The following is an 11,305-nucleotide window of genomic DNA, read 5'->3' as shown; positions in this document are numbered from 1 at the left end:
CGGCCTCTTGCTTTCACGTCACGGGGCCTGGGACGTCAGGACACGGCGATGGCGTCGATCTCCACCTTGGAGCCGCGCGGCAGCGCCGCGACCTGGACGGTGGCGCGGGCCGGCGGGGCGCCGGTGAAGTAGCGGCCGTAGACCTCGTTGACGCGGGCGAAGTCACCCAGGTCCGTGAGGTAGATGGTGCTGCGCACCACGTGGCTGAAGTCCAGCCCGGCCGCCTTGAGCACCGCCTGGAGGTTGAGCATCACCCGCTCCGCCTGGGCGACGACGTCCCCCGGCACCATCTCCATGGTGACGGGGTCCAGGGGAATCTGCCCGGAGAGGAAGGTCATCTTCCCCGAGTCCACCTGCACCGCCTGCGAGTACGGACCGATGGCCTTGGGGGCCTGATCCGAGTGGATGGTCTGTCGAGCCATGGAGCGCACCTCGAGGAGTCGGGCGGCCGGAGGTGGCCGCCGGATTTTCCTGGGCGCTCTACCACGAATGGCGGCCCTTTAGATTCGCTCCACGGAGTACACGCCGCTCAAGCGCTCGATGGTGCGCATCAGGTCCGTGAGCTGCTTCAGGTCGGAGATGATGACCTCGAAGGTGTTCACGGCCCGGTCATCCCCGGTGGCCCGACAGTTGGCCTGGGAGATGTTGACGCCCTTCTTCGAGAAGATGTTGGAGATGTCCGCCAAGAGGCCCGTGCGGTCCGCGGTGAGCACGCGCAGGGTGACGGGGCGCTTGAAGTCACCGCGCACATCCCAGCTCACGTCCACGCGCCGCTCGGGGTCCGTCGCGAGCGCCTTCTCGCACCCCACCGTATGCACCGTGACGCCCCGTCCCCGGGTGATGAAGCCGGCGATGGGGTCGCCGGGGACGGGGTTGCAACACCGCCCGAAGCGCACCAGCACGTCATCCACGCCGCCAATCTGCACGCCGCTGCGGTTGCTGCGGCCCACCAGGCGCTTGGCCAGGTCCGTCACGCGCGACAGGCCGGGCAGCATGGACGAGCCCCCCGAGGGCGCGCCGTTGCCGGAGGACTCCCCTCGCGGCGTGGCCTCCGCCTCGTTGCGCTTCTCCTCGGGCACCAGCCGCTGCACCAGCTGCTGCGGCGTCACCTTGCCGTAGCCCACGGCCACCAGCAGGTCGTCCTCGACGCGGAAGCCCAGCTCCTCGGCGACGCGCTTCACCTCGCCGTTCTTGAGCAGGCGGTTGAAGTTGAGCTGGAAGCGCTTGAGCTCGCGGTCCGTCAGCTCGCGGCCCAACTGGAGGCTCTTCTCGCGCTGCTGCTGCTTGATGAAGCCGCGGATGCGCTGCTGCGCGCGGCTCGTCTTGACGAAGGTGAGCCAGTCCTTGGACGGGTGCTGCTGCGGGCTGGTGAGCACCTCCACCGTGTCGCCGTTCTTCAGCTTGTAGCGCAGGGGAACGATTTTTCCGTTCACCTTGGCGCCCACGCACCGGTTGCCCACGTCCGAGTGGATGGCGTACGCGAAGTCCACCGGCGTCGCGCCGCGAGGCAGCGAGCGCACGTCGCCCTTGGGCGTGAAGACGAAGACCTCGTCGGTGAAGAGGTCCACCTTCACCGTCTCGAGGAACTCCTTGGGGTCCTTCAGGTCCTGCTGCCACTCCATGAGCTGGCGCAGCCAGGCGAACTTCTCGTCATCCTTGGAGATGACCGCCTTGCCCTCCTTGTACTTCCAGTGGGCCGCGATGCCTTCCTCGGCGATCTTGTGCATCTCCGCGGTGCGGATCTGCACCTCCACGCGCTCGCTCAAGGGGCCAATCACCGTGGTGTGCAGTGACTGGTACATGTTCGGCTTGGGGATCGCGATGAAGTCCTTGAAGCGCCCCGGCACCGGCTTCCACATCTCGTGCACCAGGCCCAGCGCCTCGTAGCAGGCGGGCGCGGTGGGCGCGATGATGCGGAACGCGATGATGTCGTGGATCTGATCGAAGTCGATGCCCTGCGCCTTGATCTTCTTGTAGATGCTGTAGACGTGCTTGAAGCGGCCGCTCACGTCGCCCTTCAGGCTCCGCTCGGCCAGCTTGGTGCGCACCAGGTCGCAGGTGTCCTCGATGTACTTCTCGCGCTCCTTCTTGCGCTTGTTGAGCTTCTCCTGCAGCCCGAAGAACTCCTGCGGCTTCACGTAGCGGAAGCTCAGGTCCTCCAGCTCCGTCTTGATCCAGGAGATGCCCAGCCGGTTCGCCAGGGGCGCGTAGATGTCCAGCGTCTCCTGGGCGATGCGCGCCTGCTTCTCCTCGTTCATGTGGTCCAGCGTCCGCATGTTGTGCGTGCGGTCGGCCAGCTTCACGAGGATGACGCGGATGTCCTGCGCCATCGCGATGATCATCTTCCGGAAGTTCTCCGCCTGCTTCTCCTCCTGGGAGAGGCTGGCGGACGCGGAGAACTTGGACAGCTTGGTGACGCCGTCGACCAGCTGGGCCACCTCGGCGCCGAACAGCTCCGTGAGCTCCTCGGCGGTGGCGAGCGTGTCCTCGATGGTGTCGTGGAGCAGCCCGGTGACGATGGACGCCTCGTCCAGCTTGAGGTCGGCGAGGATGCCGGCGACCTCCAGCGGGTGGACGAGATAGGGCTCTCCCGACTTCCTCAGTTGGCCCTGATGCACCTTGGCCGAGTAGACGTAGGCCTTCTTGATGATGTCCAGGTCGGGGTCCGGGTGGTACGAGGAAACCCGTTGGAGGATGTCGTTCAGGCGGATCATCGAAGCAGGGGGAATCGTAACTTCGTGCCGGAGGGGGGGCAACGTTGCCCCACAGTGCCTGTCACATTTCTCTTCCGGGATTGTCCCACCCGTCGCGTTCGCTTTCGTTGACCCGACGTTTTACGCGCTCGTAGATTCGCCTCCGCCCATGTCACAGCTCTTGTTGTCGGCTCTCTCCGTGGTTTGCCCGAACTGTGACGGGTTCAATCCGCCGCGCTCGGCCACCTGTGTGCTGTGCGGCCAGGCCACGGGGGAGGCGCCCACCGCCAAGGCCCCCGCGTCCAAGCCGGCCACCACGGGCCGCCCCCCGCCCGCCGTGACACCCCAGGGAGGCCGCCCGGCGGCCGTCGCCTCCTTCCCCGGGCCTCGGGGCTCCGAACCCGTGGGTCCTCCCACCACCCCGCCCCCGCCCAGCGCCATTCCGCCGGGGATGAGGCCGTCCGCCCGGACGCCGCCCCCCACGGCCGCCGCGGGGTTGATGGTGGAGCGCCCCGCGAACACCCGGTCTCCGGCGGCGCAGCCCGCGGGCAACGCGCCTCCGTCCCTGGCGCCCCGAGCCGCGCCGCAGGGCCCCGCGAACACCCGGCCGCCTCCGCCGGTGCCCGACGCGGCGATGCCCGGACGCACGGGGACCTCCGCCCCGGCCGTGGCGGCGCCCCGCCCTCCACCGGCGGCCTCGCGCTTCGGGCTGGCGGTCATCGCCGGGTCCACGCGGGGGCAGCGCTACAAGCTGCCGGTGACGGGGTGCGTGGTGGGCCGGCAGCGCGGCGCCATCCTCTTCCCGGATGACGGGTTCGTCTCGCCGCTCCATGCGACGTTCCTGGTGAAGGACGGCGCGCTCTTCGTGCGCGACGAGAACAGCGCCTCGGGGGTGTTCGTCACGGTGGCGGGCACCGAGGCCATCACGGCGCGAACGCACTTCAGCGCGGGCCAGCGGCTGTTCCGCTTCACGGGGCGCCTGGAGCCCGTCGCGCCGGTGCCGGGTCGGCCCACGGTGTACGGCGCGCCCGTGCCGCTCGGGCAGGCGGTGTACGGCGTCGAGGAGGTCATCATGGGCGGCCGAGGTGGCCGCGCGGTGGTGACGGCGGCGCCCCTGCTCACCCTGGGACAGGCCCACTGCGACCTGAGCTTCCCGGGCGACGAGGGCCTCGCGGGTCGGCACTGCGAGCTGTCCCCCACTCCGACGGGCGCCTTGCTCAGGGACCTGTCCGGAGGACTGGGCACCTACGTGCGAATCCCGCCCGGCGAGGAGCGCCCGCTGCGACCGGGAGACCGCGTCCGCCTGGGCCAGCACGTGCTGCAGGTGGAGACGCTCGCCTGAGCGAGCGGGTGTGCTCCGTTCGGGCGCCCACGGACGTCCCACGAGCAGCACGCATCAGAGCATGCGCGGGAGCGCATGACCGCTTCGGGCGAGACGAGTCATGCCTCGATGAGGCCCGATAGCAAGCCGGGGCCTCGCGAGGCTCGGTGCCGCCACTGAAGATGGCCCCTCCGCGGAGCGGCACCTCTTGAGGACGACGCTTCCGCGGTCTCAGCATGTCCGTGGCAGCACGCCCCCCGCCAGTGAAGACGAGCACCCCGCCCTGCATGGGAACGAGGCAGGGTCGGCGCGGGCAGGCAACCCCCACCTGACGCCACCGCACTGACGCTACGGAGCGGCGGAGTCGCGCGGGCGGGCCCCCCACCCGACACCACCGACCCACGCACCGACGCTACGGAGCCGACGGGCGGGCCACGCTGCCGCCCAGCCGCTGCTCGATGAGCGCGCGGGCCCGCGAGTCCCGCACGTCGCGCAGGTGACGCATCCACCAGTTCCGGGCCTCATCCTGCTGGTCCCGCTGCCAGTAGACCTCGCCGAGCTTCAGCGCCAGCTCCGGGTCCGGGTTCGCCTCGAACGCTTGCCGGTAGCTGGTGGCGGCCATGTCGAGCTTCCCCCGCTCCAGGGACTGATCGCCATCCTGGGCGTGCTTCTTGGACAGCTCCAGGTTGCGATCGGGCGCCGGAATCAGCCGCTCGTACAGCGGCTGGTCCGCATCCGAGGGGATGACGCTCCCCGTCCTGCCGGGAACCGGGGCGTTGGAGGGAATCGCGAAGGGCGAGCCCCCGCCCTTCCCCGCGCCCTGCGTGTAATAGATGTAGGCGTAGAAGAGCCCCGCGCCCAGCACCAGCAACACGGTCAGCGACTTGAAGAAGAACGCCAGTCCACCCCCACCGACGCCGGGCTGCGTGGGGACGACGGAGTCGGTCTTCTCCCGCGTCGCGGGCATCACGTCGGCGCTCGAGGGCAGCGGCGAGAGCACGTCCGGAAGCGCGCGGACCGTGGCCTCCACCGTCATCTCGCTGCCCCACCCGGGGGCCGTGGCATCCCGGGCATCGTCGGGGCGGCCGCCGGACTTGCGCGGCAGCGGCGCCAGCACGGCCGAGGGCTGGGGACGCCGCGAGCCCGCCGCCTCGCGACGGCGCTCCTTCTCCACCGCCAGCAGCTCCGCGCGGAAGGCCTCCGCGTTCGCCGGGCGATCATCCGGGTCCTTGGAGAGCGTGCGCAGGATGAGCCGCTCCATCGCCGGGGAGATGCGCGCGTCGGGCCGGCGCCGCGTCGGCGGCGGCGGCTCCTCGGTGAGGTGCTTGGTGGCGAAGCCCACCGCCGAGTCGGACTCGAACGGCAGCAGCCCCGTCATCAGCTGGTAGAGGATGACGCCCACCGCGTACAGGTCCGAGCGGTGGTCCAGCTGCGCCCCGCGCGCCTGCTCCGGCGACATGTACTCGGGCGTGCCGCAGACGAAGCCCGCGCGGGTGAGCGCCGGACCGTCGTCCGTGGAGTCGGTGATCTTCGCGATGCCGAAGTCGAGCACCTTGACGAAGTCGGGCTCGTTGCGCCGCTGCTCCACCATGATGTTCTCGGGCTTCAGGTCCCGGTGGATGACGCCCGCGCCGTGCGCGTCCGACAGCGCGCCGAGCACCTGGCTGACGATGCGCACCACGCGCGCCTCGCCCAGCGGCCACTCGCGGCTCAGAATCTGGTGCAGGTCCTGCCCCGCCACGTACTCCATGGCGATGAAGAGCGCGCCGTCCTCGGCCTGGCCGAAGTCCAGCACGCTGATGGAGTTGCGGTGGTTGAGCCGGCTGGCCGCCTTGGCCTCGCGCTGGAAGCGCGCCACGGTGCGCTCGTCCGACAGCAACGTGTGCCGCAGCACCTTGAGCACCACCACCTTGTCGAGGGAGATCTGCCGGGCCCGGAACACCCTGCCCATGCCCCCCTCGCCGATGAGGGCCTCGACCCGGTACTTCTGGGCAATCGTCATGCCGACGTAATCGTCAGCATCCGCCGTGCGCACGAGGGTCGCGCCGCAGGCCGGGCAGAAACGGGAGGATTCTTGGGCGTCAGCGCCGCAGGAGGGGCAGTGCAAGTCAAACGTCCCCGAAGGGTGGGGCTGGAAGTTCACCACGTCGCTCGGGTGATGAGCAAGCCGCGCGCAATGCGAGCAACCGCGCCCCACCCCTGGTAGAACCCGCCCAGCCCCATGGAAGCGATGGAATACTGCCCCCGCTGCGACACCGAGAACCCCCGGGATGCCACCGTCTGCCGAGCCTGCGGCTCGCCGCTGCGCTCCGGCACCATGGTCATGGCCGTGGCCAGCCTGTCCTCGCGGCCCCAGGTCTCCATCCGCGTGGTGCGGGCCGATGGCGGCCCCGAGTCCGTCGTCCGCATGCAGCGCGACACCCTCACCTGCGGTCAGCAGGGTGACATCCCGCTCCCGGACGACCCCTTCATCATGCCCGTGCAGATGCGCTTCTTCTTCTCCGGCGCGCGCCTGGCCGTGGAGGACGTGGGAGGCGCCAACGGCGTCTTCGTCCGCCTGCGCCAGGAGCGGGAGCTGTCCCCCGGAGGCGAGCTGCGTCTGGGGCGGCAACGGCTGGTGCTGGAGCCCATCCCCACCGCGACGCCCGGCCCGGGAGGCACCCAGGTCTGGGGCTCACCGGATCCCGGCTACCGCCTGCGGCTCATCCAGCTGCTGGAGGGGGGCCTGAAGGGCGCGGCCTATCCGCTCCGCGAGGGCGACAACCTGCTGGGCCGCGAGCAAGGCGACCTCACCTTCCCCACCGACGGCTTCGTCTCCGGCCGGCACGCGGTGCTGCAGGTGCGCCAGGACCGGCTGACGGTGCGCGACGTGGGCTCGTCCAACGGCACCTTCATGCGGCTGGCCGGGCCGACCTTCGTCGACAACGGTGACCACTACCTCATCGGTCGGCAGCTCTTGAGGGTGGAGATCCAGGCACCGCTGGCCTGAGGCACCGCCCCGCGCTTTGACTCCCCGGGCCGCACGGGACATCTCCTCCCGCGCGGCCCCAAGGACCCCCACGGCCATCAGCCGTAGGACTTCTCCTTCTTCTCCTGCTCTTCCTTGCAGCGGATGCAGAGCGTCGTCACCGGACGCGCCTCCAACCGCTTGGGGGAGATGTCCTCCTCGCAACGCTCGCAGACGCCGAACGAGCCGTTCTCGATGCGCTCGAGCGCCTTATCAATCTTCTGCAGCAGGAACTTCTCGCGGTCGCGGAGTCTGAACACCATCGACTGCGCATACTCGGAAGAGGCCAGGTCGATCTCGTCGGGGAGATCGTCGGTGTCGAAGCTCGACTCCTCCACCAGGGTCTTCTTGGCGCTCTCGAGCAGGCTCGCCTTGCTGTCCTCGAGCATCTTCTTGTAACGCTTGAGATCTTTCTGGTTCACAGCCTTCGCTCCAGTACGCGAGGGTTTTTGGGCCCTGTCCCCCAAAAAAAGGGCCCGAAAGCTTTATTCAGGGAGCCTTCGGTGTCAAGCTGACGTGGTCACGAACTGCGGGTGAAGGGAGGGGCGTTTGAGCGAGAACACGAAGTTCGATCGGGAGTTCCTGCGCTCGGCCCTCTCCCTGGCCGCGAAGAGTGACGTCGATCACTTCCTCTACATCTGCGACACGCCCATCCCTCCCGAGGAGCTGCGCGGCAGGCCTGCTCGCAAGAAGCTCGTGTACGCGGTGACGCTGGACAAGCTGGCACAGGAGCACCAGCTCAAGAAGGTCCGCGCGCTCGTCATCCCCGCCTACGACTACTCGCGCACCGAGCGGGTGAAGGTGGCGCTCGTCTCCGCGCTCTCCCAGGGGGCCTTCAAGGAAGGTGACCTGGTGCTCTGCATGACGGGGCGCGTGGGCCGCGCTCCCGACACGCTGATGCAGATGCGAATCGGTGGCTCGTTGGATGACCGGCTCGCCATCGAGGGCGTGAAGCTGGGCGAGGAGTTCAACTCCCAGGTGGTGGACGCGCTCATCCAGCTGGCGCTGCAGATCGGTCAGGAGGGCTTCGAGGGTCACCCCATCGGCACCATCATCACCATCGGCGACCACACGACGGTGCTGGAGAAGAGCCGGCAGATGACCATCAATCCGTTCCAGGGCCTCTCCGAGGCGGAGCGGAACGTGCTGGACCCGAAGATTCGCGAGGCCATCAAGAACTTCAGCGTGCTCGACGGCGCCTTCGTCATCCGCGAGGACGGCGTGGTGCTGGCCGCGGGGCGCTACCTGTCCTCCGCGGACGAGGCGGTGAAGATTCCGCTCGGCCTGGGCGCCCGGCACGCCGCCGCCGCGGGCATCACCTCCACCACGCACTGCATCGCGCTGGTGGTGAGCCAGACGTCCGGCGCGGTGCGCCTCTTCAAGGGCGGCAACATCGTCCTCGAGCTCCACCAGACGGCACGCCGGACCTGAAGCCTCAGTCCGCCTTCTCCCGCAGCTCCTCGCGGTAGACCTCCGCCAGCGCGTGCGCGCGCTCCACCTCGTCGCGCGCCGCGTCCACCACCAGCGCCTGTTCGAAGCGCGCCACGCGCTCCTTCAGCGCGTCGGTGACGATGCCGCCCATCACCAGGCGCGCGGAGGCGCTCTCCCGCTCACGGCGCAGCTCCTCCACGCGCTCGCCCAGCTCCGCGGCGGCCTCCAGGAGCAGCGCACCGTCGGCCTCGGCACGCTCCAGCGACTCGCGGGTGGAGGCGAGGAGTGCCTCGGCCTGGACGCGGTCCTTCTTCAGCACGGCCACCGCCTTGGCGTCGGAGCGGGACTCCGCGGTGGCGCGGCGCGCGTCCAGCTCCGTGAGGCGGCGCGTGTAGCGCTCCACGGCGCGGGTGAGCTCTCCCTTGAGGGCGAGCAGCGTGGCCGCGGACTTGCGCAGCTCGGAGGCCTGCCGCTCCAGGTTCTCGAGCAGCTCGTCGAAGGCGGCCAGCGGGTCCACTGGCCGGGAGCGCTCCTTCTTGCGTTTCCAGAGGCCGAAGAACATGGCGTGCGGCAAGCCTAACCGAAGGGGCGGCACAACAGCCGCACTCGTGACAGCGCGTCCTCCACCGAGGGTCCGCCGACGGACAGCGCCGCGAGGTAGCGCGCGGGGGTCAGCCCATACACCGTGAGCAGGTGCTGGAGGAGCACGACGCTCTCGGTGGCGCGCTTGTCCGCGGGAGCCAGGGACGTGGCCTCCACCAGCGCGCCGAGGATGTCCACCACCCGGCCCACCACGTCCGCGCCAGGAACCTGCCCGCCCTCGGGTCTGGGGGGCGATTCAGGGAAGAGCGCCTCGAACGAGGCCTCTACCGCGACAGGCGTGTTCGAGCCGCGTCCGCTCGCCACGGCCTCGAGCGCCTCCAGGTGCGGCGCGAGCAGCTCCAGCGCGTCCGGCGTGGCGGGCACGTCACGCGGCAGCAGCGTGCGCCAGGGGGTGTCGAACTCGGTGCGGGCCCAGAGGATCTCCTCGTCGGAGAGGTGGTGGTAGAAGGCGCGCAGCCCGGAGGCCCGCTGCTCGCGCACCAGCGAGCGCAGGTCCGGGTTCTCCTCGCCCAGGGAGATGAAGCTCAGGGCGATGTCCAGCGAGCCCATGGGCGCGCGCGTGCGCCGGATGAGGTCCAGGTCCACGCGGTCCTCACCGTCGGTGACGAGCACCACGGTGGCGCGCGCCAGGTACGGGTCCCTGCCCTGCGCGGCGCGGATGGAGTCGAAGGCGGACATCAGCGCGAGCGAGATGTCCGTCTGTCCCTCCGCGGGAGAGTCGCGGAAGAGGCGCTCTATCTGCCGGGTGGCCTCGACGGCCGTGTCCACCCGGGCCAGCTCCGTGGGCACGTCGTTGAAGAAGCTGAAGTAGAGCGGGTCGAACGACTCGCCCCTGCGGGCCTTGACGCGCAGGTTGTTGAGCTCGGCGATGATGAGGGCGTCACGGAAGCGGGCGCGGGCGCCATGCATGGAGCCGGACGCGTCGCAGACATAGACGCGCACGGCGGTGCGCTTCACCTTCTTCGACTGCGGTGGCGGCGCGTCCTCGACGTACGCCCGCACCAGCTGCCGGTTGGCGGCGAGGTCCCTCAGGAGCATGCGCGGGTCCGTCAGCACGAAGTTGTTCACCTCGTGCAGGGCGCCTGTCGTCTCGAAGGTCATCGTCTGCGTGGGATAGGGCACGCGGCGCGCCACACGCCGGGCGGTCTTCGTCTCCGCCAGGACGATCTCCTCGGAGAGCGCGTCCTCCACGTCGAAATACCGGGCACAGCCCGCGGCCAGCTCGAAGGTCGCGAGCTGTTCGGGGCGCAACGAGAAGGCCAGGTCGGCCAGCAGCTCGTCCGGGCGGGGTGCGTCGACCTCGGGCCGCGCCGGCTGGGGCGCCTCGCCGAACCAGTCGGCCAGGGCGTCGCGCTCCGCGTTCTCCACCATGACCGTCAGGTGCGTCCGCGTGGGGAGCAAGGGCTCCAGGCTCGAGCGGGCCGCGGCGGCCAGCTCCAGGTCCCCTGCTTCCAGGGCCCGCTCATAGAGGCCACGCAGCGAGCGATAGGCCACCTGGGGCTCGTGGCGCGCGGTGTGCCGCACGTGACGCAGCAGCTCCTCGAGCGAGCGGACCGCGGGCACCGCGCGCGTGCGCTCCCGCGCCTCGGCCACGTCGCGACGCAGCGGCAGCGCCCGCTCCCGGTCATGGTCCGCCCCCAGTCGCAGCAACATCTCGTGCGCCAGGTCCAGGTCCCTGCGCTTCTGCACGACGTCGGCGACATTCTCCCGGGCCCGTGTCGCGAAGTACTCGGCCACCGCCATCCGCGCGCTGCTCGGAGGCCGCTGGGGTCGGCTCGCGGACGCTGGTCGTTCGTAGACGACGAAGTCCTCGTCCGGGGGGTCCTCCGTGTAGGGCCGCAGGAAGAGGTCGGCCACCTTCACCGCGCGAGCGAGCCGGACGAAGGCCCGCTCGAGGATGGAGAGTGTCCCCGGGGGCAGCACTCCCGCCCGCCATGCCCGCTCCACGCGGACCAGACGCTCCTCGAACTCCCCGAGCGCCTGTCCCGCGCGGGCCTGCAGGCCCTGGGACAGCGAGCCCGCGCGCCCGCGACGAGCCCCCAGGGCATGGAGCAGCAGGGCATCCGCCGACGTGTGGACTCCCACGCGGTCCAGCTCGCGGTCCAACGCCTCGAGCACTGGCAGCGACAGGTCCCCGGTCCCCGCGACCTTCCGGCCGAAGGGCCACCACCGTGGCCCGCCCGCTGCAGGTGGAGGCTGACGAAGCGCGTCCAGCCGCGCTCGCAACTCGGTGAGCCGCCGCGAGAGCAT

The 11,305-nt window shown here is 70.2% G+C and carries 9 protein-coding genes; 3 read left to right on the top strand and 6 right to left on the bottom strand.

All coding sequences use genetic code 11. The annotated features are described in order from the left end of the window. Positions 1-35: 35 nt before the first annotated feature. Both K8640_RS15120 and K8640_RS15115 read right to left on the bottom strand, forming a co-directional pair. A complete protein-coding gene (locus K8640_RS15120) occupies positions 36-422 on the bottom strand; it encodes a RidA family protein (RefSeq protein ID WP_255653080.1) in 387 nt (128 codons plus the stop codon). A gap of 78 nt (positions 423-500) precedes the next feature. Then, entirely contained in the window at positions 501-2,714 is a 2,214-nt protein-coding gene (locus tag K8640_RS15115; RefSeq protein WP_223747667.1) for a bifunctional (p)ppGpp synthetase/guanosine-3',5'-bis(diphosphate) 3'-pyrophosphohydrolase, read from the bottom strand. A 148-nt stretch (positions 2,715-2,862) separates the two neighbouring features. Here K8640_RS15115 and K8640_RS15110 point away from each other — a divergent pair, with 148 nt between their 5' ends. Next, positions 2,863-4,035 carry an FHA domain-containing protein gene (locus K8640_RS15110; protein WP_223747666.1) on the top strand — a complete coding sequence of 391 codons (1,173 nt, stop codon included), beginning with the start codon at positions 2,863-2,865 and terminating at the stop codon, positions 4,033-4,035. A gap of 391 nt (positions 4,036-4,426) precedes the next feature. Here the strand turns inward: K8640_RS15110 and K8640_RS15105 are convergent, their stop codons facing one another. Next, entirely contained in the window at positions 4,427-6,121 is a 1,695-nt protein-coding gene (locus K8640_RS15105) for a serine/threonine-protein kinase (RefSeq protein ID WP_223747665.1), read from the bottom strand. A gap of 114 nt (positions 6,122-6,235) precedes the next feature. On the opposite strand from K8640_RS15105, the gene K8640_RS15100 reads away from it, so the two are divergent. Beyond that, positions 6,236-7,003, top strand: coding sequence for an FHA domain-containing protein (locus K8640_RS15100; RefSeq protein ID WP_174816797.1), 768 nt, complete (start codon positions 6,236-6,238; stop codon positions 7,001-7,003). A gap of 77 nt (positions 7,004-7,080) precedes the next feature. Here the strand turns inward: K8640_RS15100 and K8640_RS15095 are convergent, their stop codons facing one another. After that, on the bottom strand, positions 7,081-7,443 hold the full coding sequence (locus K8640_RS15095) for a TraR/DksA C4-type zinc finger protein (protein WP_141327975.1): 363 nt from the start codon (positions 7,441-7,443) through the stop codon (positions 7,081-7,083). Between the two features lie 127 nt (positions 7,444-7,570). Between K8640_RS15095 and K8640_RS15090 the strand changes: the two genes are divergently transcribed. After that, positions 7,571-8,452: a diadenylate cyclase gene (locus K8640_RS15090; RefSeq protein ID WP_141327973.1), complete on the top strand. Its 882-nt coding sequence runs from the start codon at positions 7,571-7,573 to the stop codon at positions 8,450-8,452. A 4-nt stretch (positions 8,453-8,456) separates the two neighbouring features. Here the strand turns inward: K8640_RS15090 and K8640_RS15085 are convergent, their stop codons facing one another. Both K8640_RS15085 and K8640_RS15080 read right to left on the bottom strand, forming a co-directional pair. Further along, positions 8,457-9,014, bottom strand: a complete 558-nt coding sequence (locus tag K8640_RS15085; protein ID WP_141327971.1) for a hypothetical protein — start codon at positions 9,012-9,014, stop codon at positions 8,457-8,459. 14 nt (positions 9,015-9,028) lie between these two features. After that, positions 9,029-11,305: a vWA domain-containing protein gene (locus K8640_RS15080; protein ID WP_223747664.1), complete on the bottom strand. Its 2,277-nt coding sequence runs from the start codon at positions 11,303-11,305 to the stop codon at positions 9,029-9,031.

It is taken from the genome of Myxococcus sp. XM-1-1-1, from assembly GCF_020037095.1.
Classification (GTDB): Bacteria; Myxococcota; Myxococcia; order Myxococcales; family Myxococcaceae; genus Myxococcus; species Myxococcus fulvus.
The sequence above is the reverse complement of the archived record's forward strand: the minus strand, read 5'-3'. Positions and strand labels throughout refer to the sequence as shown.